Annotated in this window: 18 protein-coding genes and 2 pseudogenes; 3 read left to right on the top strand and 17 right to left on the bottom strand. The window is 45.8% G+C overall.

Going from position 1 to position 25,041, the window contains the following annotated elements; genetic code table 11:
- Positions 1-254: 254 nt before the first annotated feature.
- The 9 genes and pseudogenes from RDW05_RS07680 to RDW05_RS07650 all read right to left on the bottom strand — a co-directional run bounded on the left by RDW05_RS07680 (position 255) and on the right by RDW05_RS07650 (position 13,557).
- Complete coding sequence (locus tag RDW05_RS07680; RefSeq protein WP_304276038.1) at positions 255-1,529, bottom strand: SLC13 family permease; 1,275 nt, start codon at positions 1,527-1,529, stop codon at positions 255-257.
- Positions 1,530-2,037: 508 nt separating this feature from the next.
- A complete protein-coding gene (locus RDW05_RS07675) occupies positions 2,038-3,312 on the bottom strand; it encodes an SLC13 family permease (RefSeq protein WP_293810275.1) in 1,275 nt (424 codons plus the stop codon).
- 651 nt (positions 3,313-3,963) lie between these two features.
- On the bottom strand, positions 3,964-5,097 hold the full coding sequence (locus RDW05_RS07670) for a sodium ion-translocating decarboxylase subunit beta (protein ID WP_307978530.1): 1,134 nt from the start codon (positions 5,095-5,097) through the stop codon (positions 3,964-3,966).
- 225 nt (positions 5,098-5,322) lie between these two features.
- Positions 5,323-5,448, bottom strand: a pseudogene (locus tag RDW05_RS11690) (sodium pump decarboxylase); the annotation flags it as partial.
- 494 nt (positions 5,449-5,942) lie between these two features.
- Positions 5,943-7,076 (bottom strand): sodium ion-translocating decarboxylase subunit beta, encoded by a 1,134-nt coding sequence (locus tag RDW05_RS07665; protein ID WP_307978529.1) that lies wholly within the window; start codon positions 7,074-7,076, stop codon positions 5,943-5,945.
- Between the two features lie 89 nt (positions 7,077-7,165).
- Positions 7,166-7,291, bottom strand: a pseudogene (locus tag RDW05_RS11685) (sodium pump decarboxylase); the annotation flags it as partial.
- A gap of 417 nt (positions 7,292-7,708) precedes the next feature.
- Complete coding sequence (locus RDW05_RS07660) at positions 7,709-10,840, bottom strand: efflux RND transporter permease subunit (protein ID WP_304242253.1); 3,132 nt, start codon at positions 10,838-10,840, stop codon at positions 7,709-7,711.
- 13 nt (positions 10,841-10,853) lie between these two features.
- Positions 10,854-12,041, bottom strand: a complete 1,188-nt coding sequence (locus RDW05_RS07655; protein ID WP_293810282.1) for an efflux RND transporter periplasmic adaptor subunit — start codon at positions 12,039-12,041, stop codon at positions 10,854-10,856.
- 232 nt (positions 12,042-12,273) lie between these two features.
- On the bottom strand, positions 12,274-13,557 hold the full coding sequence (locus RDW05_RS07650) for a hypothetical protein (RefSeq protein ID WP_307978528.1): 1,284 nt from the start codon (positions 13,555-13,557) through the stop codon (positions 12,274-12,276).
- A 228-nt stretch (positions 13,558-13,785) separates the two neighbouring features.
- On the opposite strand from RDW05_RS07650, the gene RDW05_RS07645 reads away from it, so the two are divergent.
- From RDW05_RS07645 to RDW05_RS07635, 3 genes are all read left to right on the top strand, one after another.
- Positions 13,786-14,805: an ABC transporter substrate-binding protein gene (locus RDW05_RS07645; RefSeq protein ID WP_293390604.1), complete on the top strand. Its 1,020-nt coding sequence runs from the start codon at positions 13,786-13,788 to the stop codon at positions 14,803-14,805.
- Positions 14,806-14,926: 121 nt separating this feature from the next.
- A complete protein-coding gene (locus tag RDW05_RS07640; RefSeq protein ID WP_293810288.1) occupies positions 14,927-15,715 on the top strand; it encodes an ABC transporter ATP-binding protein in 789 nt (262 codons plus the stop codon).
- Complete coding sequence (locus RDW05_RS07635) at positions 15,708-16,526, top strand: ABC transporter permease (protein ID WP_307978526.1); 819 nt, start codon at positions 15,708-15,710, stop codon at positions 16,524-16,526. The genes RDW05_RS07640 and RDW05_RS07635 overlap by 8 nt, the downstream gene beginning before the upstream one ends.
- A gap of 144 nt (positions 16,527-16,670) precedes the next feature.
- On the opposite strand, the gene RDW05_RS07630 is transcribed toward RDW05_RS07635, so the two are convergent.
- The 8 genes from RDW05_RS07630 to RDW05_RS07595 all read right to left on the bottom strand — a co-directional run.
- On the bottom strand, positions 16,671-17,282 hold the full coding sequence (locus RDW05_RS07630; RefSeq protein ID WP_307978524.1) for an N-acetyltransferase family protein: 612 nt from the start codon (positions 17,280-17,282) through the stop codon (positions 16,671-16,673).
- A 1-nt stretch (position 17,283) separates the two neighbouring features.
- Entirely contained in the window at positions 17,284-18,795 is a 1,512-nt protein-coding gene (locus tag RDW05_RS07625) for a DUF4127 family protein (protein ID WP_307978522.1), read from the bottom strand.
- 244 nt (positions 18,796-19,039) lie between these two features.
- A complete protein-coding gene (locus RDW05_RS07620) occupies positions 19,040-19,783 on the bottom strand; it encodes an amino acid ABC transporter ATP-binding protein (protein WP_374111024.1) in 744 nt (247 codons plus the stop codon).
- A 9-nt stretch (positions 19,784-19,792) separates the two neighbouring features.
- Complete coding sequence (locus RDW05_RS07615) at positions 19,793-20,587, bottom strand: amino acid ABC transporter permease (RefSeq protein WP_307978520.1); 795 nt, start codon at positions 20,585-20,587, stop codon at positions 19,793-19,795.
- 103 nt (positions 20,588-20,690) lie between these two features.
- Positions 20,691-21,539 (bottom strand): transporter substrate-binding domain-containing protein, encoded by an 849-nt coding sequence (locus RDW05_RS07610; protein WP_246869313.1) that lies wholly within the window; start codon positions 21,537-21,539, stop codon positions 20,691-20,693.
- Positions 21,540-21,708: 169 nt separating this feature from the next.
- Positions 21,709-22,911 (bottom strand): LL-diaminopimelate aminotransferase, encoded by a 1,203-nt coding sequence (locus RDW05_RS07605; RefSeq protein WP_307978519.1) that lies wholly within the window; start codon positions 22,909-22,911, stop codon positions 21,709-21,711.
- Between the two features lie 106 nt (positions 22,912-23,017).
- The gene (gene dapF, locus RDW05_RS07600) at positions 23,018-23,905 is read right to left on the bottom strand and encodes a diaminopimelate epimerase (RefSeq protein WP_044484008.1); all 888 of its coding nucleotides are present in this window, start codon (positions 23,903-23,905) and stop codon (positions 23,018-23,020) included.
- Between the two features lie 213 nt (positions 23,906-24,118).
- A partial coding sequence (locus RDW05_RS07595) for an MATE family efflux transporter (protein ID WP_307978518.1) occupies positions 24,119-25,041 on the bottom strand: 923 nt, incomplete at its 5' end.

Raw genomic sequence — 25,041 nt, 5'->3', positions numbered from 1 at the left:
CTGTCAAAGCATTTGTTGCTTTATCATTTTGAATCACCAGGCTGGCGAGAAAGTGCCAGAGGCGAAGAGCAGATGCCGCCGGCGTACTTCTGGTACGTCAAGGCATTTGCGATGAAGCATATGGTGCTTTATCATTTTCAATCACCAGGCTGGCGAGAAAGTGCCAGAGGCGAGGAACAGATGCCGCCGGCGTACTTCTAGTACGTCAAGGCATTTGTGACGAAGCATATGGTGCTTTATTCGTCAGACTGGCATTATTTGCCAGGGAAGAACGGCCATACCATCGGAATAACGATCAGGGATACGATGAAGCATACGATTACGAGACCGCAACCAGCTTTCAGGTAGTCCATGAATCTGTATCCGCCAGGGCCGAGTACCAGAGTGTTCGGAGGAGTACCTACCGGAGTTGCGAATGCGCAAGATGCTGCAACAGCGATAGCCATCAGAACTGCTTTCGGGTCAGCGCCCAGGTTTTTGGAGATTGCAATACCGATCGGGCACAGCAGAGCTGCGGATGCGGTGTTGGACATGAACTGAGTAAGACCGCAGGACAGGATGAACAGTACACCGGTTACAACCAGCGGAGAAGGAGCGCCGCCCATCAGGCCAACAGTCCATTCAGCGATGAGCTTACCAGCGCCGGTTTTATCCATAGCGGAGGATACAGGCATCATGCCAGCAAACAGGAAAATGGTTACCCAGTCGATGGAAGCATAAGCTTGTTTTTCAGTCAGGCAGCCGGTCAGTACGCACAGCAGAGCGCCGATGATAGCAGCCATTTCCAGGGATACGCCCGGGATACCAACAGCCATTACCAGGATTACGCCCAGCAGGATAACGCCGGAAACCATTTGTTTAGATCTGGAAATTTCGTTAGCTTCTACTTCTTGCTCGATTTCTTGGTCAGCATCGAGTTGTTTGTTCGGAAGCAGATATTTGCCCAGGAACATCATGTAGAGCATACCAGCGATAGAGATAGGAACACCGATCCAAGCGAATTCGAAGAAACCGAACGGCTCGATACCAGCAGCATTCATTGCACCTACTGCAATGATGTTCGGCGGGGTACCTACCATGGTGATGATACCGCCCCAACCGCAAGCGAATGCCAAAGGCATTAACTGACGGGAAGCAGGAATTTTAGCTGCAGAGCAGATGCCCAGTGCAACCGGCAGCATGCAAGCTGCGGTACCGGTGTTGGACAGAACTGCGGACATTACAGTACCAACGATCATCAGACCGAACATCAGGCTGTTTTCGCTGGTGCCGCACATTTTAACTACGGTGTTACCAATTTCTTGAGCCAGGCCGGTGTAGAACATGGAAGCGCCTACAACGAACATACCTGCAAAAAGTACTACAGTGGAGTTGGACAGACCGCTGAATACTTGCTTAGCAGGGATCAGGCCTAACAGGCCGCATGCCACAGAGGCACCAATAGCAGTAACTGCGAGAGGAATAAGTTCAGTTACGAAGAATAATGCAACTACTGCCAAAAGAATGAGACATTTGATAGCTGGGGACATTGTTTTCCTCCTTAAAATAATAAAAATGTTTTGTTGTCTGTGTGTCACTATACACACTGAAGGTCATCAATAAAATAATTCAACAAGTTATCAGTAAGTTCTATCATTAAAAATTTATAGTACTTACATTTCCGACAACTCCTATGCTATCGAAGACTTAAAACAGCCTTCACTTACATAACTTACTTTATCGGCTTTTTCACTTACTTTAATTACTTAATTGTCAACAGTGTTAAGTTTAACACACTTCTGACAAATTTGCAAGCCTTTTTCATTTATTTTATTCCTGTACTTTACATGTTTTTCTACTCAGCTTATTGCATATTTATACATCATTTTGTTTGTTTATTATTCCGTTCTCTTGTACACTTTTTTATAAAAAATATGTCTGTATGCTCACCCTTAACATTACATATTTCTGCCGGTATGTTCCCTACTTTGAACAACAAAAATCCCCGCCACCTAAGTGACGGGGATTGATTTGCTTGTAAGCGTCTAACCTAACAAATTATTTGCCAGGGAAGAACGGCCATACCATCGGGATAACAACCAGGGATACTACGAAAGCTACCAGAACCAGGCCGGTACCAGCTTTTACATAGTCCATGAATTTGTATCCGCCAGGGCCAAGTACCAGAGTGTTCGGAGGAGTACCTACCGGAGTTGCGAATGCGCAGGATGCTGCAACAGCGATAGCCATCAGAACTGCTTTCGGGTCAGCGCCCAGGTTTTTGGAGATTGCAATACCGATCGGGCACAGCAGAGCTGCGGATGCGGTGTTGGACATGAACTGAGTCAGGCCGCAGGACAGGACGAACAGTACACCAGTTACAACCAGCGGAGAAGGAGAGCCGCCCATCAGGCTAACAGTCCATTCAGCGATGAGTTTACCAGCGCCGGTTTTATCCATAGCAGAGGATACAGGCATCATGCCAGCGAACAGGAAGATGGTTACCCAGTCGATGGATGCATAAGCTTGTTTTTCAGTCAAGCAACCGGTCAGTACGCAAACCAGAGCACCGATGATTGCTGCCATTTCCAAAGTGATACCTTTAATGCCAAGAGCCATTACCAGAACAACTGCCAGCAGGATAACGCCGGAAACGATTTGTTTGGATTTGGAGGTTTCATTTGCTTCGATTTCTTGCTCAATTTCTTGGTCAGCATCGAGTTGTTTGTTCGGGAGCAAATATTTACCTACAAACATCATGTACAGCATACCAGCTACGGAAACCGGGATACCAATCCAAGCGAATTCGAAGAAACCGAAAGGCTCAAGACCAGCAGCGGTCATAGCACCGGTAGCGATGATGTTAGGAGGAGTACCTACCATGGTGATGATACCGCCCCAACCGCAAGCGAATGCCAACGGCATTAACTGACGGGAAGCAGGAATCTTAGCTGCGGAGCAGATACCGAGTGCTACAGGAAGTAAGCAAGCTGCGGTACCGGTGTTGGACAATACTGCGGACAGTACGGTACCAACGAGCATCAGGCCGAACATCAGGCTGTTTTCGCCTGTGCCGCACATTTTAACTACGGTATTACCGATTGCTTGTGCAAGGCCGGTGTAGAACATGGAAGCGCCGACTACGAACATGCCTGCGAACAGAACAACGGTGGAGTTAGACAGACCGCTGAATACTTGTTTTGCAGGAATCAAGCCTAAGAGGCCGCATGCGATAGCTGCGCCGGTAGCAGTAACTGCGAGAGGGATAAGTTCGGTTACAAAGAATAATGCAACTACTGCCAACAAAATAAGACATTTGATTGCTGGGGACATTTTATGTTCCTCCTTTTAAAATTAATTTATATACAATGCCGAGGGAGGCATTCTATATCAGCTATTAATATGTAGTTTTCAAAGAGCTTATGGAATTTGCTTATGTATTTTCTTGCATTTCCATGTACCTATTATAACACTATAAGCGTAAAATAAAAAGTTATTTTATTGAAAAATTTACATTATTAACGTAAATAGTGTTTTTCTGTTGCGTACTTCTATATTGTGTTTTATGTACACTGTTATCATGGTGTTTTATTTTTATACTTTTATATGCTTTTCCGGAATTAAGTTAAACTTTAAGTAAATGATTTTTGAAATGCATATGACCATTTTATCTGAAAATTATCTTAATTCTCTTTATAAAATCAGCTCTGATAATTTACAGCTTTCTGCTCCAAAGCCCATTGTATCAAGGGTTTGCGATTCACGCAATTTTTTTAGTACCTCCTATAAGTTATTTTTAACAGCTGGTGCTAATTTTACTTTTCGAATTAAATGTAATCCCACAGCGCATGTCCACTGATTGAGGACACAAAATCGCCATCTTTTTTGTTCATAATGTGACAGTTTATTATTCCAGAACACTTTCTAGGCAAAAATTAAGAGGACGCGCCTTGCAGCGCGTCCTCAGGGGAGTTTCAGTATAAATTATTTACCAACAGGACCGATCATAGCCAGCATGGTACCTGCAGCAACTGCAGTACCGATAACGCCTGCTACGTTAGGACCCATAGCATGCATCAACAGGAAGTTGGACGGATTTGCTTTTTGGCCAACAACTTGAGATACACGAGCAGCCATAGGAACTGCGGATACACCAGCGGAACCAATCAACGGGTTGGTCTTGCCACCGTCTACCATGCACATCAGCTTACCGAAGATAACGCCGGCAGCAGTACCACCGATGAAAGCAACCAGACCAAGGATGATAATCAGGATGGTCTGATAGTTCAGGAATGCATCAGCACTCATGGTCAGACCAGTACCGGTAGCCAGCATAATGGTTACGGTATTCATCAGAGCATTTTGTGCGGTGTCGGACAGACGATCAAGACAGCCAGCTTCTTTGAACAGGTTACCAAGCATCAGCATACCAATCAGAGCGGTTACGGAAGGTAACAGCAGGGAGATAACGATGGTGCACATGATCGGGAATGCAACTTTTTCGAAGTGGGAAACCGGACGGAGCTGTTCCATAACGATTTTACGGTCAGCTTCAGTGGTGAACAGTTTCATGATAGGAGGCTGAATCAACGGAACCAGAGACATGTAGGAGTAAGCAGCAACTGCGATTGCACCTAACAGCTGAGGAGCCATTTTAGCAGCCAAGTAGATGGAAGTCGGGCCGTCAGCACCACCGATGATGCCGATAGCAGCAGCTTCTTGTACGGTGAAGCCAAGCAGCATAGCGCCCAGCAGAGCTACGAATACACCGCCCTGTGCAGCAGCGCCCAGGAGCAGGGTTTTCGGGTTAGCCAGCAGAGGACCAAAGTCGGTCATAGCGCCTACGCCCAAGAAGATCAACGGCGGGAATACTTCGTGGTGAATACCGTACATAATAACGGACATAACACCAGGTTCTTCGAAACCGTTTTTAGGAATGTTAGCCAAAATACAACCGAAAGCAATCGGGGACAGCAGCAAAGGCTCGAAACCTTTAGCAATAGCCAGATAAAGCAGAACCAGACCAACGCAGATCATGATTACATGACCGCCAGTCAGTGCAGAGAAGCCGGAGTCTGCCCATACAGAAGACAAAGCAACAAAAAATGCCTCAAACATGTGAATTTTTCCTCCTTGTTTCCCTTAATTGGGATGTTATAAGTGCAAATAAGCTCCACAATAATGCTACAACACTTTCATTTTAACTGTATCACCACAGCCTCCCCTAGTCTACCTGTGGTCTGCTTTGCAACGCAAGCAGAACATCAGAAAATGTCATTTCTTCTTATGAAGCTGCTTAAAGCAGCAGCACTGCTTTGAAACCTTTTTTACAGCTAAATCTTATTTAGCCTTGGTAGGATCAACTACCTGGATTAAACTCATCAACATGCCTAATCCGATTAGAACTCCAAAGACAATGGTCATGTTGATTATGGCAATCAGCCATGGATTTGTTGTTACAGGACCCACTGTTTATCACCTCTTCCTAAGATAATTAAAGGGGAACTAAGTTCTATAAGCAAGATGCTTATCTTACTTTAATAAGTATAAAGTTATATTTTTTTATCTTCTGTTGCACAGGCCACACTGTTTTCCGTCAAACAGTTACTTTATTTACATAATCATTTCACTTTAACTTCTATACTATTTCAAAAGTTCATTAATCGTTTTTGTTGCCTGTGCAACAGATTGTCATTTTGAGTTTGCTAAAATAAATACTGCAAAGCAACAATTTAATATCCTCTCAGTTTTCAATTTGTCTTTAGAGAGATTGGGAGAATGCTGAAACGACTGCGAATTTAGTTTTGGCAATAAAAAATAACCAGCTGCGAACTGGTTATTTTTTTTCTTTCAAACAGCCACAGCCTAATGACTGTACGTATATTTAAAGCTAAACAAAAGCAAAACCCATCCAGTAACCCGGATGGGTTTTGCTTTTTAGGGAGAGTTATCACAATAACTGTTTATTTAGCAACAGGGCCAATCATAGCCAGCATAGTACCTGCAGCAACTGCAGTACCGATAACGCCTGCTACGTTAGGACCCATAGCATGCATTAATAAGAAGTTTGCCGGGTTAGCCTTTTGACCGACAATCTGAGATACACGGGCAGCCATAGGAACTGCGGATACACCGGCACTGCCGATAAGCGGATTAGTTTTGCCGCCATCAACCATGCACATAATCTTACCGAATATTACACCGCCCCAGGTGCCTGCAGCAAAAGCAACCAAACCTAAGCAGATAATCAGGATAGTCTGATAGTTCAGGAAGGCATCAGCACTCATGGTAAGACCGGTACCGGTAGCCAACATGATGGTTACAGTGTTCATCAAAGCATTTTGTGCAGTATCGGACAGACGGTCCAGACAGCCTGCTTCTTTAAACAGGTTACCAAGCATCAGCATGCCTATCAAAGCTGTTACCGGCGGCAGCAGCAGAGAAATAACGATGGTGCACATAATCGGGAAAACGACCTTTTCAAATTTACTTACCGGACGCAGCTGCTCCATAACAATCTTACGTTCTCTTTCGGTAGTAAACAGCTTCATTACAGGCGGCTGAATCAGCGGTACCAGGGACATGTAGGAATAAGCTGCAACGGCAATAGCACCCAAAAGATGCGGAGCCATTTTAGCTGCCAGATAAATAGCTGTCGGTCCGTCAGCACCGCCGATAATACCGATAGCGGATGCTTCCTGTACAGTAAATCCCAAAGCCATAGCGCCCATCAAAGATACAAATACGCCAATCTGAGCAGCAGCACCTAAAAGCAAGGTCTTAGGATTAGCAATCAGCGGACCGAAGTCGGTCATTGCGCCAACGCCCAGGAAAATCAACGGCGGGAATACTTCATGGTGAATACCGTACATAATAACGGACATAACACCCGGCTGTTCGAAACCGTTTTTAGGAATGTTAGCCAGAATACAACCAAAAGCAATTGGTGACAACAGCAAAGGTTCGAAACCTTTGCCTATAGCCATATAAAGCAGAACCAGACCAACGCCAATCATAATTACGTTGCCACTTGTCAGAGCAGAAAAACCTGAGTCTGCCCAAACAGAAGCCAAAGCGACGATAAATGCCTCAAACATAGAATAATCCTCCTCTTGGCCCATATCGGGAAAATAAGTGCATTTTTTAATAGATCAGACAGGGAAAAAGTGCATCATTTGCTTCGATGCTTATTTCTAGTAGGGTCAACCAACTGAATCATACTCATGAGTACACCTAAAGCAATGAGCACACCAAAAACGATTGTCATGTTGATAATAGAAATCAGCCACGGATTAGTTGTTACGGAACCCATATAAATCACCCCTTCCAAATAAATTTAAATATAATATTTACCGCAATATGCTTCCGGATATTTGACTTCAAACACCCCTTTTTGCCTTGCTGAATTAAGTATAAAAATAATTCTGCTGTTATTCCGTTGCTTATGTCACACATAATAAACGGACGGTCTTAGTTTACTTACAGATTATATTCGTTTTAAAATTGTTATTGTTATTAAAATTTAAAAAGCATTTTTGTTATTGAAAAGGATTAGTTTACTTATGTAACTTAAAAAAGCAAGCTCTTTGAGCTTGCTTTTCAAATCATAATGACCATTAACTTCTATGCTATTATTTATGTATAAAGTTAAAAATATGTATTTTACTGCCTAACACCAGCTATTGAAAATTAAAAACGCCGCTCAAACGAGCGGCGTTTTTTAGCAGCATTACAGCTGTTCGGTTACATTGTCTTCGGGAGTCCCCTTCTTTTTGCGGCTGAAGAAGCGTTCAACAACTACAAAGAGTACAGGAATCAGGAAGATACCAAAGAGTGTAGCGATAGTCATACCGCCTACTACGGCATTACCCATAGATACACGCGCACCGGCGCCCGGGCCGGTAGCAATAGCCAAAGGCAGACAGCCTAAGATAAACGCGAAGGATGTCATCAGGATAGGACGCAGACGGACATGAGCAGCCTCAACAGCCGCATGTACAACATCCATGCCCTGCTCCATATTCATCTTAGCATATTCGACAATCAGAATAGCGTTCTTTGCTGCCAGACCAATCAGTGTAATCAGACCAATCTGCATATAAACGTCATTCTGCAGGCCACGTGCATACTGTACCAGGAAGCAGCCGAAAACTGCGGAAGGTACAGACAGCAGTACTGCCAGAGGAATTGTCCAGCTTTCATACAGAGCTGCCAGACAAAGGAATACGAAAATCAGAGAGATAATGAAAATCTGAGTGGAACGGCTGCCGGCTTCAATCTCATCAAGGCTCTGACCGGTCCATTCGTAGGTATAGGTATTAGGCAGAACCTGCTTAGCAACCTCTTCAATAGCAGCCATAGCCTGACCGGAGGAATAACCGCTGGCAGGGTCGCCGGAAATCTTAATCGCACTGGCACCGTTAAAGCGTGTCATAACAACAGAGCTGTTCTTAGGAGTAGGCTTTACAAGTGTATTCAGCGGAATAGACTTGCCGTCATTGCTGCGTACAAAGAAGTAACGCATATCCTCTACACCGGTACGATATTTTTCATCAGCCTGCATAACAACCTTCCAAGTACGGCCGAAGTTATTGATATCGTTGATTTCGTTACCGCCTAAGAACGCCTGCAATGCGGAATAAACAGTAGATACAGGAACGTTCAGGGATTGTGCCTTATCACGGTCAACCTCAAACTGATACATAGGAGTATTGGTGTTCAAGGTAGTGTACAGCATACCGATTTCCGGACGCTTGCGGCAAGCAGCCAAAAATTCGTTAGCACGCTCACCCATAGTGTTAACGTCCTCACCGCCAAGGTTCATGAGATAAAGACTCAGAGTACCGGTACTTGAAGCACCTGGCAGAGAAGGCGGCTGGAAGGCCATAACAGTTGCATCAGGAATCTGTGCGCCCATGCCGAAAATCATCGGAATAACATCCTGTACGCTGTTGCTGCGCTTGCTGTAGTCCTCCATAGTAACTACTGCCAGGCCGGCGTTAGCCTTCTGGCCCATGGACAGGATATCAATACCGCTAACCTCCATAACGTTTTTAACGCCGGGGAGCTTTCTCATATTTTGTGCAAGGCCTGCCATAATCTGCTGCGTACGGTTACTGGAAGCACCCTCAGGCAAAGCGATGGATACAGCAGTCATGCCCTGGTCCTCGTTCGGTACAAAGCCTGTCGGCGTTGCCTTTGCCAGGAAACCGATGCAGATAACAACAACAACAAGACAGGTCAGAATCAGTTTAGATTTACGGATGCAGCCTTCAACGTTTTTCACGTATTTAGCCAACGTTCTTGCAAACCAATCGTCAAATGCTTTTACAGCCTTGCCGATAAATCCCTTCGGCGCCTCCTCCTTCTTGACCAGAATCAGGGAGCAGAGTGCAGGAGTCAGGGACAAAGCTACGATAGCAGAAAGCATCATGGATACAGAAATCGTAATCGCAAACTGCTTGTACAATTCACCGACAGTACCGCCGGTGAAGGCTACAGGAATAAATACCGCAGACAGTACGAAGGCAATAGCCACAACAGGGCCGGAAACCTCGTTCATAGCACGGTAGGTTGCCTCCTTAGGAGACATACCATTTTCCTGAATATGATGTTCAACCGCTTCTACTACAACGATAGCGTCGTCGACAACAAGGCCGATAGCCAGAATCATTGCAAAAGCAGTCAAAGTGTTGATGGTAAAACCTAAAATTACAAAGGAAGCAAAGGTACCAACCAAGGATACCGGTACAGCCAGAATAGGAATCAAGGTTGCACGCCAGCTGCCAAGGAACATAAATACTACCAGAATAACCAGAATCAAGGCTTCAACAAATGTATGAGCAACCTTCTCCAGAGATTCGGTAATAAACTGGGTGTTATCCTGAATAACGACCAGCTTCATATCATCAGGGAAACGGCTTTCTGCGTCCTTTAATACCTCGCGGATATTCTTAACAGTTTCGATAGCATTCGCATCGGAGGTCAAGGATACAGGGAATACAACGGAATCACCGCCGTTCAGCTTGCTGACGATAAGGTCATTACGCGGACCTTCTTTAATAGTTGCGATATCCTTCAGCTTCAGGTTATCGCCATTATTGGAACGGATAATAACGTTACCGAATTCCTCTGGCGTATTCAGACGACCTTGAGCACTTGCAGAATAGGTACGCTCCTGCTTGTCAACGGTAGGCCGGTTACCGATAGAACCAACCGCAGCCTGTACGTTCTGTGTTTTGATAGCGTTGGAAACATCTGTTACCGTTACGCCCAGCTGCGCCATTTTTTCAGGGTTCAGCCAGATACGGACTGCATATTCCGGACCATATTCACCAACGGTAGATACGCCCTTAACACGCTTTACGGCATCAAGGAAGTTAGCATCAGCGTAGGTTCTCAGGAACATAGCATCATAAGTATTTTTCGGAGAATAAAGACCAAAATACATAATGGTCTCGGCAGATTCCTTAGCAGTGGTTACACCGTAGCCGGAAACCTCGCTCGGCAGAGAGCTGGTTGCCTGAGATACACGGTTCTGCACCTCTACAGAAGCGATATCTGCGTTTTTCTCCAGGTTGAATTCAACATTGAGCTTGTATTCACCACTGGAGGTACTTACAGAGGACATGTTCAGCATATTTTCTACGCCGCTGACCTTCTGCTCAATGGTCTGTGCTACAGCCTTTTCAACGATATCGGCACTTGCACCGACATAGTTGGTGTTTACGCTGATACGCGGTTTGGTAATGTTAGGATATTGGGCGATAGGCAGGCTGAAGCCGGCAATCGTACCCAATAAGGTAATAATAATCGCCAGTACTATCGCAAATACAGGGCGATCAATAAAGAAACGAGCCATCTAGCCAACCTCCTTATTGCTTCTTGCCGGTGGTAGCACTGTTGTCAACAGTAGTATCCAGATCAGCCTCAGTCATCGGCTGTGGGTTAACCTGAGCACCCTGTCTGATCTTGCCGGTGCCTTCGACTACGATTGTTTCATCGCCGGTCAGACCGCTTTCAACCATGTAGAAACGGCCAACAGAAGGACCAAGAGTTACTTCCTTCATGGTAACCTTGTTATCGCTGCCAACAACATAAACAAATTTCTTATACATCAATTCAACAACTGCACGCTGCGGAATCAACAGAGCATCCTTTTTGGTGCCTGCGGTTGCCTGTACGTGAGCAAACATGCCCGGCAGCAGACGATGTGCAGGGTTTCTGAACAAAGCCTTAACAGTCATAGTACCGGTGTTATCATTGATACCACGGTTAACCTCTGCTACAGTGCCTTTTAAATCGTAGGTACTGCCATCGCTCAAAACAACAGTCAGGTTGTCAAGAGAAGCAGCGCCGCTGTTATCATGAGCACCGGAAAGCTTCAGATATTCCGGCTCAGCAATGCTGAACTGTACAAATACAGGGTCAGTGTTGCTGATTTTGGCCAATGTAGTCTGGCCTGCGGTTACATAATTGCCAACCTCCAGCGCGGTAGTATCAATACGGCCGCTGAACGGAGCGGAAACGCTGGTATCGGTCATATTAATCTGCGCATTTTCCAGAATTGCTTCCTGCGCATTTACAGAAGCCTGTGCCTGGTCACGCTGCATAATAGCGTTATCCAGAACCTGCTTGGAAATTGCATTCTGTGCATACAGAGTGCTGTAACGCTCTGCATTCAGAGCTGCGTTAGCCAGAGCTGCACGGGCATTAGCCAGACCTGCCTGCGCGTTAAGCACGTTAGCCTGATATGTACGCTGGTCAATAGCATACAAGGTCTGGCCTGCACTTACATTGTCACCGCCCTTGAAATACTTGGCTGTAATCTGACCGCTTACCTGAGCCTTCAGCTCCATTTCCTGCTGAGCCTGTACAAAGCCTGTATAATCATATACCAGAGGGGTGTCACGCTTAATAACCTTCATGGTTTTAACCAAAGCTGCCTTATTGCCGCCCTGCTGCTGTTTTTGACCACAGCCTGCAACGCTCAGTACAAAGGTTGCCGCCAGCGCCGCAGCCATTGCTTTTCTAGCACGGCCGGAGCGAATAAAACTTAACATAAAAAAACCTCCTTCACCTTCACTCTGAAACTACTCAATATATATAATGACAAATGATACTGCTATATTGTCGATAGCACCTTTACCTGAAAATATTCCTGCTCCAGTTTCAGAATACTACTATTATAATGGACATTTTTCAGAAATGCAAACTTCATTTAAACAAATTTCGCCGCTTTTTCTTGCATTTTCTTCAGTTAGCTTCGTCTCACAAATTTTGCTGACTGACCAGTCAGCTTTTGCTGTTCAACAGCTCTTTTTTCAGCAAAAATTTATGCAGATTGCCCAAAGCAAAACCCGATACCTGGTCTACGCCATCAATACGCTGCATCAAAAACAGATTATCTCCTTCAATATACCATTCATCCGGCAGTCTGTCCTTATATACAACCTTCTTATTGGTATTCAGCAGATTAAGCAGCAGCAGCAAATCCTTATCCTTGACATTAAGCACTTCATCCAGTCTGATTTTTTCGGCAGTCTTTGGATTTACGTTCAGCTGATGATGGATAAAGCTGTTTTTACCGCTGATCAGCTGCAGGCTCAGAATCTGTTCATCGGCACGCATCACCTTAAATGCCATATCTGCCTCGCCCTTATAAAAATGCTCAAGATATTCTTTGCACTCATCCTGCAGCAGCTTATTCATTTTATTTTGCAGCTCTACATCCTTACCGGCAAAAACCGGGAAGGTTGCTTCACCGCCAGGAACTACCATCTTGCGTACCAATATAGTTCCGACAGCAAAATCCTTGCCGTCATTTACGGTATTATCCTTAGGTGTAGGCGCAAGCGTCATAATGGTCAGGGAAAACTGTTTCCATTCCTTAGTTTTCTTGTCCTGCTTCCAGATAGCGCCCACATCTGCCAGAGGCTGCTTTTTCTGCACCAGCTGTTGACAGCCAAACAATTCATCTGCACCGTCATTATCTACATCGTGTGCTACGAGAGAATGCAAGCCGCCATACTCCAGCTTGCCGTCTTCGACCACGCAGCCTGCTGCCGGGGTTAAATCAGATTTGTTCCCGTCAATTAAGGATACATGCATTTTGCCGTCCTTGGCAAAGGCTTGCGTTACCAGTCCCATGCTTTCGGCAGCTCCAAAGACCTCACGCACATTTCTCTTATTGGCAAAGGAAAGCACACGGTATTCACTTGGCGCATGCCAATCTCCTTGAGCAGCACTCACCAGCAGCTGCTGTCTGGCGCTTTTGCCCGCCCACAGCTTAATAGGCTGCAGTTGGCAATTATACCCGCCATTAATAGAAGGTGCATGAGCCGTCAAAAGCTTCTTGTCCTTATCCTTAATCATAACAAGCAGATCATTGGCGTAGCCGTTAGGCAACCTATCACCCCAAAGCTCGGCAGTAACAGTCTGCTCTGCAGTCAGCTGCAGCGGCACCTGCGCCAGCAGTGTGTCTGCAGCAGCGGCCATAGTGCTGCAGAAAATTACGCTGCTGCAGGCCAGGCCTTGCACCATCCATTTTATCTTCACGTCTTCACGTCCTTTCTTCAAACGTACTATTATATTATAGCATTTTTTTGTTATAAGTAGCTGTTAAAACACAGATTTTTTACATAAAGGTACCACAAACATCGTCAAATTCTGTTGCATTTCGTACAAAAAGGCTTTTTCTTATTTCTCAAAACGATTTTTTCATTAATATTACTGCTTTTTATTGTTAAATAGTGTAGAATAAAAGCGGTATTTTATGATTTTTTGGGAGAAGGGAAGGATTTATTAATGAAGAAAATTGTTGCTCTTCTGCTCAGCCTTTGCCTATTAGTATTAGCTGCAGGCTGTGGCGGTAACGATTCAAAAAAAGACACACCCAAAGAAAAGACTAAGGTAAGCCTTGGCATGCTGCGCCTGACAAGCAGCGCTCCTTTATTTATCGCTATGGATAAGGGCTTCTTTGCTGAAGAAGGTATTGAAATCGAACCACAATGGTTTGATGCCGCTCATCCGATTGCCGTATCCACTGCTTCCTCTAAGGTTGATGTCGGCGCTACCGGCATTACGGCCAGCCTCTATAACATGGCAGCCAACGGACAAAAGCTGGGCATTGTTGCAGATAAAGGACGTGAACAAAAAGGCTATTCCTCTTCTGCACTGCTTGTGACCACCGACAACTACAACGCCGGCGTAAAAAGCCTGAAGGATTTGAAGGGCAAGCGTATCGGTATTACACAAAAGGGCTCTACCTTCCATTATATGCTTGGCAGAATGCTGGAAACCCAGGGCATGAGCCTCAATGATGTGGAAATTGTTCCCCTGAGCAAGCTCAGCGCTGTTATGGCTGCTTTGGAAAGCAAGCAGATTGACGGCTGTATCTTAAACGAGCCTAACATCACCAAGGTGCAAAAAGCAGGCTATGGCAAATTGGTCGTACAGGTTGGCGACGTTATTCCTTACCAGACCTCTGCTATCTTCTACTCACCTGACTTTATGAAGAATAAGGATGCGGCAGTACGCTTCATGCGTGCTTACAACAAGGCCTGCAACTATTACTACGAAGCTGCAGTAGAAAAGAAGGATGCCAAGAAGCTGGAAGAGGTTGTTAATATTGTAGCCAAATACGTTAAGGCTCCGGCTGAAGACATTAAAGCAGGCCTGCCCTATATTGACAAGGACGGCAAGCTGCTTGTCAGCGATATTGCAACCCAGATTAAATGGTACACCGACAACAAGATGATTTCCGGCACACTGGATGCGAAGGATGTTGCCAACACCAGCTTTCTGGATGAAGCAATGAAGAAATAAACTATTGTATTAAAGCAAGACTGGCGTAAATGTAACAGCTGTAAAATGCGTTGACGATGCTTTAGCACCAAAACGCTGCGACTGATATATTAGCGCCAGTCTTTTTGGAGGATGGTAGAAAATGAAATTAGAAATCGCAAATATCTGCAAGGATTTCACCACCACCAGCGGTAAGCTGCTTCCTGTTTTACAGGATATTAACCTCAGCATTAATAAGGAAGAATTTGTAGCATTGGTAGGACCGTCCGGCTGTGGTAAATCAACCTTGCTCAATATAACCGCCGGACTTTTGGAACCCACAAGCGGTAACGTAAAATTTACTGATGTCGCCGCTGGCTATGAGCCTCGCATGAGCATCGTCTTTCAGGAAACAGGCCTCTTCCCCTGGCGTAATGTGCATGATAATATTGCCTTCGGTTTGGAAACAGCAGGCATGAAAGCAGACGAAAAGGAAGCACGCATTAAGCATTACATTGAGCTTGTAGGCTTAAAGGGCTTTGAAAAATCCTTCCCGCACCAATTAAGCGGCGGTATGCGTCAACGCGTTGGCATTGCCCGTGCTTTAGCTATCGAGCCTGACCTGCTGCTGATGGATGAGCCGTTTTCTGCCTTGGATGCGCAAACACGCACCATCATGCAGGAGGAGCTGGTAACGCTGTGGGAAAAGACGCGTCTGACCACGCTATATGTTACACATAATATTCAGGAGGCAGTAATGCTTGCTGACAGAGTTGTACTGCTTTCGCGTCGCCCCGGAAAGGTAAGCAAAATACTGCAGATTACCATTCCGCGTGCCGACCGTGCTAAGACGAAGCACACAGACGAAATTGCGGAATTTGTCCGTATCATCTGGGAGCATATCAGCAAGGATGCGCGTGCTGCCTTAATGGAGGTGGAAGACAATGCCTGAAAAGAAAACTGCTGCGAGCGCAACTAACGAATATATCGTACGCAACCGTATGACGCATTGGCAAAAGACCTATCCGCATTGGGTAAGCGTTGCTTCCATCATCGTCCTGCTGCTCTTTTGGGAGGCTATCTGCCGCTGCGGCCTGGTTTCTTCTCTGTTTTTGCCGGCACCGAGCCAGATTATCAGCGCCCTGCTTACCATGCTTGCTGACGGCGAAATCGGCGTTAGCCTGGCAGCCAGCATGTACCGTATCTTAATCGGTTTTGCTGTCGGCAGCCTTATCGGCCTTGCAGTCGGTCTTGTTACCGGTACCTCGGCACTGGCAGATAAAATCGGTAATCCTGTTGTCAACGCTCTTTATCCTATCCCTAAAATCGCTTTGCTGCCGTTGTTCATTCTTTGGCTGGGAATCGGCGAGCTGTCGAAGGTAACGATTATTGCGCTCGGCGTTTTCTTTCCGGTAGCAATGAATACCTACAGCGGAGTCAAAAATGTTGATACACTGCTTATCAAGGTTGCCGTCAGCTTTAACGCCAGCTGGTGGAAAACGATGAAAAGTGTTGTTCTGCCTAACGCCTTACCTATGATTTTCGCAGGTCTGCGCCTTGCCGCCGGCACATCTCTGCTGCTGCTGGTAGCAGCAGAGATGATTGCTGCCCAGGTCGGCATCGGCGCCCTCATCCTGCATTACGGCGATTTGATGATTACCGACCGCTTGATGGCCGGAGTTATTGTATTGTCGTTGCTCGGCCTGCTCTTTAACCTGTTCCTGCAATGGTTGGAGAGAAAGGCTATCCCCTGGAAGAACTGATAAAAGCACAAAAGCACTGTCTGCTCACTGATATTCTTATACCAGATAGAGCTGACAGTGCTTTTTCTTTTTCTGCTAAAATCTTACAACAGCTTTTTAAAATACTGTTACGCTAATACTCAAAAACTGCTTTATGCTAAGCTATTACTGCAGCCTTGCCGAAGCCTCTTTTAAAACTGCTGTCACTGTTTCCGGCGGCAGCTCGCCTATCTTCTTGATCAGCTCAGGATGCTTGGGATATTCGGCAATAACCTTCTCCATCCACACCATGTCCAGCCAATGGCCGTGCTTGAAGCCGGTATTATTAAATGTACCGACAATTTTGTAGCCGCAAGCCTCATGCATTTTGACGCTATGCTCATTGCTGGCGGTAATGCAAGCATAGGTCACAACTACACCCTGCAGACGCAATAAATTTTCCAGCGCCGTGTACATCACCTTGCCTAAGCCGCGTCTCTGCCCCTCGGGTGCCAGATAAATCGTTACCGCGGCACCCCACTGATAGGCAGCACGCTGAATATAAGGATGAGCATAAACATAACCAAGCAGTCTGCCTTCGTGCTCACAGACTATATAAGGATAGTCCGCAGAAATATTTTTGATTCGCTCTGTAAATTCTTCTACCGACGGTACCTCATATTCAAATGATACATCACTGAGCGTCCTATCGCTGCTGATAACAAAGGGCGCGTAAATTTCCAGCAGCTTTTCGGCATCGTCAGGCTTCGCAAGGCGAAGCGTATACTTCATCGACATTTTATCGCTCCACCTTTACTTCAAACATTCTGCTCCAAGGCAGCGTAAATTTATATTCTTCGGCAGTATTGCCCATATACTGCTTGCTTACCTTATTGATTTCCCGGGTAATAAACTCTTCCGCCGCAGTACGCTGTTCTTCATTCAGTCCGCTGTTGGGCCAATAGTTAGGCCAGATAAGCTGCTGATAAGTTTGCATGCGCACATTCGCCTGATATGCCCAATCATCAAGATAACGCACATTAAGCAGATCTTCTCTTGCTTCCGGCGTTAACTGCTTATACAACAGTCCCTGCGCCAGAGCAAAACCCAGGCTGTTGCCTGCAGTATTCCAACCGCCGTAGGATGCCAGACGATACGCAAGCTGTTTTTCAAACAAGGTCTTTACCAAAGCATTGTCCGCACCATTGCCAAAACGGATGTCTGCCACAGTCACAGGATGATTATGCTCAAGAATGCGCTCAACCTTATTAACGAAATTTACGGTAGCAGGCAATGCCTTATAACTATTGCTTGCATCAGACGCCTCATGCGTCACACCATCGGCAGGAGTGTTGACAGCCAAAACCAAATCCGCATTTTTGCGCGAATATACCGGGAAGGCACCTGCCGCATAGATATGCTGCTTGGCACTAACGGCCACAGTATCATCCTCGTAGGTAGGCACTGTTTTACCGCCCATGCCGGCAGCATAGGTTACATTTACCAAAGGCAGCTCATACTGCAGACGGTTGGCAGCACGGCTCAAAAGCAGCAGGCCAAGCTGATCTGCGCCGGCGAAGAAACGGATTTTCTCCTTCGGCAGCTCATTTACCAGAATATCCATCTCGCGTGCTTCCCTATGTGCCTGAGAATAGGCAGCGGTATCGTCACGCCCGATAAGCATATAATCAAAATCGCCGCTTTCCACACCATGCAGCAAAAGCTCTGTGGCGCGGATATTGTTGCTGCGGCGTGTAAACATATCAGTCAGTATTTCCCGGGGAATGCTGCTGCGCAGCTCTGCCAGCTCCTTGACCTCTTTACGCTTAATCTGCTTAAGCTCCAGCTTGTCCTCCAGCTCTCCCAAGCGGAAAATCTTAGGGCCCCATTCCTTATAATATGCAGGCTCTGTCGGCGCACTGCTGGCCTTAGGCGAGCGCATAATAGTAGTAAATACATAAACCTTCTGTCCGCCGTGTTGCCTTTTCAGCTCTACCAAGCGTTCGGCACGCTGCTGCAGAAGCTCCGGCGAAATTTCATGTGTGCGCGATGCTACCAGCCCGCCATAAAGCAAAGCATCGGAAGAAGCAACAATGGCTACAGATTCACCGGCCTTAGCCTCCAGCCAGTTAAAAAGCTTTTCCGGCTGCCCTGCTGACTGAGCACCGGCAATATATTCGGCCGGCGGCAGCTGTACATCCCAGCCTGCAGCCTGCATCGTCTGCACTGTGTAATCAAGGCACACCGGTCTGTTGTCCATGGGTATATATAACAGAGTGCCCTTAGCGGCAAATGCTGTATGAGTAGTCAACAGTAAAGCGCAAAGCAAAACACTTCGCAAAACCTTCATCATTTTTATCACTACCTTTAACTCTTTCTAAGCAGAGATATTCCTCGCCTTAATAGAATTTCTACAGCAATCAATAAAATTCCTGCGTTGACTTATAATTTCTTCTTGCATCTCTCGGTTATGATAAAAGCTCATCGCAAAACAAAAGCTCCCTGCTTCAAGGTATACCTTGAAACAGAGAGCAAAGCTACGTTATAAAATTAGCTTAAGCATTAGCAAATCTGCTTAAGAAATCCTGGGTACGTTTATTCTTCGGATGCGTAAACAGCTCCTGCGGCTCGCCTTCCTCAGCAATTACGCCTTGGTCGATAAAGATAACACGGTTAGAAACGTCACGGGCAAAAGCCATCTCATGCGTTACGATAACCATCGTCAGGCCTTCCTTAGCCAGGTCGCGGATAACGCGCAGAACCTCGCCAACCATTTCCGGATCCAGTGCACTAGTCGGCTCGTCCATTAAAAGAACCTCCGGCTCCAGCGCCAACGCACGCGCAATGGCCACACGCTGCTTTTGGCCGCCACTCAGCTGGTGCGGTTTAGCATTTACGTAGCTGTCCATACCAACGTGCTTCAGATATTTCAGTGCAGTAGCGCGTGCTTCTTCCTTGCTTTTGCCAAGAACCTTAACCTGACCAACCATGCAGTTTTCCAAAACAGTCATATTATTAAACAGGTTGAAGGATTGGAATACCATGCCTACCTTAGTACGATACATGGTCAGCTTTTTGAAAGCTTCGTTTACATCCGTACCACGGTAATCAATAGTGCCGGCAGTCGGATGCTCCAAATAGTTCACGCAGCGGATGAGCGTAGACTTGCCGCTGCCGGAAGGGCCGATGATGCAGACAACATCGCCACGATGTACATCAAAGCTGATGCCCTTTAAAATTTCACGCTCGCCAAAGCTTTTCTTTAAATCATGGACTGATAACAAAAGTTCCTTTTCCATTTCCATAGCTTAGTACCGTCCTTTCGGCTTCTTAGTAGGCAGAGGGATATCACCGCAGGGATCCATCATCGGGTCATAGGTAACCAGCTGATAATCCTTCGGGCCATCCATCTTGCTTTCCAACCAGCGCAGCAGGCGGGAAGCGGTAAAGGTCATAATAAAGTAAATTACGCAGGTAATGAAGAAAATTTCAAAGTATTTGTAATAAACACCTGCAGCAGATTTAGAAGCAAAATACAGCTCCGTTACGGAAATAACGTTCAATACAGAGGTATCCTTGATATTGATAATCAGGTTGTTGCCCAGCTGCGGCATAACGTTGCGCAGAGCCTGCGGCAGAATAACGCAGCGCATGGTCTGGATATGGTCCATACCGATAGCGATTGCTGCTTCCTTTTGTCCCGGATCAACAGATTCAATACCGCCACGCACAGTTTCTGCCATGTAAGCACCGGTATTGATAGAAACAACCAAAAAGCCTGCAAACAGCGGCGACATATCGATATCGAACAGGCTCATTGCACCATAATAAACAACCATTGCCTGTACAATCATAGGCGTACCGCGGAACACCTCTACATAAGCATCCAACAAACGCTGTACACAGCGCACCAAAGTTCTCTTAACCTTGCTGTCGTTATCCTCTAAAGGAATTGTTTGAATAACACCAACAATAAGGCCGATAATACAGCCAACAAATGTGCCTACTATTGCCAACAGCAGAGTAACGACCGCGCCCTTCAGCAGGACAGAGCCATATTGCTGCAGCAGGTAGACTACCCAGCCAAAAAATGTTTCCGGCATTATATACACCACCTTAATTTAATACAAAAAGGGGCGACAACTGCCGCCCCTTGCAAATGGCGTAACTCGTTATTGCAACGCAGCTATTCCATTCTTATACAGCTTATTTTGCCAAAGGCTGTTTCTTAATAGCTTCATCCATAATCTTATTGAAGTCAGCCTCGGTCATACCGCTCAGAACCTTGTTCATAGCGTCTGCCAGTTCCTTGTTGCCTTTTTTAATAGCAATGCCGATTTCAACATCTTCTTTAGAGGTTTTGAAGCCTTGACCTTCAGGGAAGGTTACCATGGTAAGTTCAGGGTTAGCAAAAGCAGCAGCCTTAGCAGTCGGGATATCGGTTACGATCAGGTTGCATTTGCCGGATTTCAGCGCAACAATCATGCCGGGAACGTTGTCGATAGCAGGCAGCTTTTTAACGTCCGGAACCTGGTCAATCTGGTCATACCAGATGGTATTCAGCTGAGAGGTAGCAATAGAGCCTTTGAGGTCGGCAACGCTCTTAGCCTGAGCTTGCGGAGAATCCTTTTTAACCAGTGCTACTACAGTTGCATAGTAGTAAGGTTTGGTGAAGTCAACGGACTCTTTACGTTTGGAGGTAATGGACATGCCGGCGATAGCAGCATCAATCTTGCCGCTTACTACTGCAGGAGCCAGGCCATCCCATTCGATTTTATGGATTTCCAGGTCAGCGCCCATGGAATCAGCTAATTTTTTAGCAATCATAACGTCATAGCCGTAAGCATATTCGTTAGAGCCGGCGATTTTTACAGCGCCGCCGTCAGCAGACGGTTGGGACCAGTTGTACGGAGCGTATGCGCATTCCATACCAACCTTCAATACCTTCTTGCCGCTGTCAGCTTTTTTATCGCCACCGCCGCAGCCAGCGGTAACAGCCATTGCTACAACCATAGCACTGCACAGGGCAGCTTTCAAAAATTTCTTCAAGTTCATCAAAAACACACCTTTCATTGTGAAATAATCTACTAAGTTACGTAATACTTTACTATATTACTGTCAAAAAAGCAAGCGTTCCGGCACAGATATAATGTATACATGAGTATAACTGCATAAAAGCCGTACTATCTCCCGCAAGAAACAGTACGGCTTGAAATGCTTAAGCTTATTTTTTCAGTCCGTTGACAATGCGGTCCATAGCTTCAATAGTGTTTTCACGGCTGCCAAAGGCGGTCAGACGGAAGTAGCCTTCACCCATAGTACCGAAGCCGGCACCTGGAGTACCTACAACCTGCAGTTTTTCCAGCAGAAAATCGAAGAACTCCCAGGAAGTCATACCATTCGGGCATTGCAACCAGATGTACGGAGAATGTACGCCGCCATAATATTTAATGCCAACCTTATCAAAGCCAGCCATCATGATACGTGCGTTTTCCTGATAGTAAGCAATGTTTTCACGGCATTGTTTGATGCCCTCTTCGCTGAATACAGCCTCAGCACCGCGTTGGATAATGTAAGGAACACCGTTGAATTTAGTGGTCTGACGACGCAGCCACATTTTGTTCAGCTCCATTTCCTTGCCGCCTTCAGTTTTGCGTACCAATGCGTGCGGTACAACAGTATAACCACAGCGTGTACCGGTAAAGCCAGCAGTTTTGGACAGAGAGCACAGCTCAATAGCACATTTTTTAGCGTCTTCGATAACAAAAATGCTGCGCGGAATTGCCGGATCAGTTACGAATGCTTCATAAGCAGCATCATAAAGGATTACTGCATCATTTTTCAGTGCGTAAGCAACCCACTCTTCCAGCTGTTCTTTAGTATAAACAGCACCGGTCGGGTTATTCGGAGAGCACAGATAAATTACGTCAGCCTTCACATTTTCGTCCGGCATCGGCAGGAAATCGTTTTCCGGTTTGCCTTCCATATAAATAATGTTGCGACCGCACATTACGTTGGTATCCAGATATACAGGATATACCGGATCAGGAATCAGAATTGTATTGGCATTACTGAAAATATCGGTAATATTACCGCAGTCGCTCTTAGCACCATCGCTGATGAAAATTTCATCGCTTGCCAGAGTAACGCCAAAGGATGCATAGTATTTAACTAATGCTTCGTGCAGGAAATCATAGCCCTGCTCCGGACCATAGCCACGGAAGGTAGCTTGTACGCCCATTTCAGCAACAGCCTTTTCCATTGCCTCAACAACACATTTTGCCAGCGGCAGGGTAACATCACCAATGCCCAGGCGAATAATCTTTTTATCTGGATGTGCCTCAGCATAAGCGTTAACCTTATGTGCAATGTCAGCAAAAAGATAGCTTTCTTTTAAGTTACAATAGTTTTCGTTTACAAATGCCATTGAAAAACCCCCATTATTAAAATCATTTTAAATTTATAGCAAACGCCTGAAAAATTACTAGCTGCAAGCATTGCGATACCTGCAGCCAGTAGTTCAAGCAATTTGTTTACTCGTTAATAACACTCTCAGGAATATCAATTACGCCGTCAAATACTGCGACTGCGTTACCCTCCAAGGTAACATGGTCGTTCAGCTCATGCGTAACCTTGAGCAGGCCGCCTTTGCAATGTACATTGAGCGGTTCGCCCTTCTTGCCTGCTTTGTTCAGCATGATGCAGGCTACAGTAACAGCGCTCGCACCAGTGCCACAAGCCCAGGTTTCGCCACTGCCACGCTCCCAAACGCGGAACTTGACAGTATTCTTGTCCAGAACCTGTACAAACTCAGTATTCACACCTTCCGGGAACAGCTTATGATGTTCAAATTGCGGTCCCAGCTCCTCCAGGTTCAGGCTGTCCACATCATCCACAAAGGTAACAAAGTGCGGATTGCCCATAGAAATTGCCGTACCGTTATAGAAAACCTTTTCTTTTGTTACATCATCATGATTATCATTCAGAACAATTGCCTGATCAACGAAAATATAATGATCGCAGTTCATCGGAATCTCGGTAGCACGGAAAACAGGTTTGCCCATATCTACCTTAGCACCTACTACCTCGCCGTTTTCGACAACCATTTCAATTTCCTTTACACCGGAAAGTGTTTCCAGCGTAATAGTAGTTTTATCGGTCAGACCTTTGTCATGCACAAATTTAGCTACGCAGCGTACGCCATTACCGCACATCTTGCCTTCGCTGCGGTCAGCGTTGAACATACGCATTTTGAAATCAGCAACGTCAGATTTGCACACGCAGATAAGACCGTCACTGCCAATACCAAAGCGTCTATGGCTTACATATTCAGAAATAGCGCCCGGGTTCGGCAGCATCTCCTTGGTGCAGTCTACATAGACATAATCATTACCAGCACCATGCATTTTTGTAAATTCTATTTTCATGGCCCTTCCTCCTTTGAATCCTCTTTACTCATTATAACAAAAATATACTGAAATTCCAACCGGATAAACAATAAAGTTAGCTTTAGCGCACAAAAAAGCCGGTACATTTCCGTACCGGCGAAATATAACGGACATGATTGCTTTTTTTATCCGCAAAGATTTCACGTAGAATGTTTTTCTGCAGTAAAAAACAGCTTCTGAAAGTATTTATGCAAATCTCCTGGACGGCCTGCACCACATCAGCGCAGCAAAAATCAGCACCGCAGTTACGCCCATGCTTACAGGATAAACATACATTAAGGTACGGAAATCATGATACACCGGGAAAACAAAGGCAACCCACAAGAAGCGTACACCGCAGACACCTAAAATCGTAAGCAGTGACGGTAAAAACGATATGCCGAAGCCACGCAGATAACCGGACATAACATCATACGAAAGGCTGAAAATGTAGGCACAGAATACAATAGAAGCCCTGATATAACCAAGCCTGATAACCTCGCTGTCATCATTAATGAGTGCAATAAGCCGGTCACCAAAGAGGAACACTATAAGCATGCAAATACCGGTGCAGATAACATCCTCCAGCAGGCACAAGCGTAAAATCTTGCGACAACGTGCCAGCTGTCTGGCGCCATAATTCTGCCCGACAAAGGTTGTGCACGCCTGTGTAAAGGAGCTGAAAATACTGAACGCTACCATCTCCAGAATCAGTGAAGCGCTGGAGGCTGCAATGACCTCTGTGCCCAAGCTGTTGATAGCCCCCTGAATAACAACATTCGCCAAGCTGAAAACTGCGCCTTGGATGCCTGCAGGCAAGCCGATGCTTACAATTTCTTTCAGCGTAGGCATATCAAGGTGCAGCTTACTCCATTCCAACTTAATTATAGAATCTGTTCTCAGCAATAAGCGAAGCAGAATCAAAGCAGAAACCGCGTTAGCCAACACTGTAGCAATCGCTACACCGGTAACATCCAGCTTGCATACGCAGACAAAGAATAAATCCAGCACAATATTAACCAGGCTGGCTGCAATAAGCGCCATCAACGGTTTTTGCGTTTCACCGATACTGCGGAAAAACCTGCTAACAAAAGTCAAGTCTTTTTTTATTTTCCCCTGTAAAATTTTAT

The sequence above is a fragment of the uncultured Phascolarctobacterium sp. genome (genome assembly GCF_902463975.1).
Classification (GTDB): domain Bacteria; phylum Bacillota; class Negativicutes; order Acidaminococcales; family Acidaminococcaceae; genus Phascolarctobacterium_A.
Note: the sequence above shows the minus strand (reverse complement) of the source record. Positions and strands in the feature narration are given on the sequence as shown.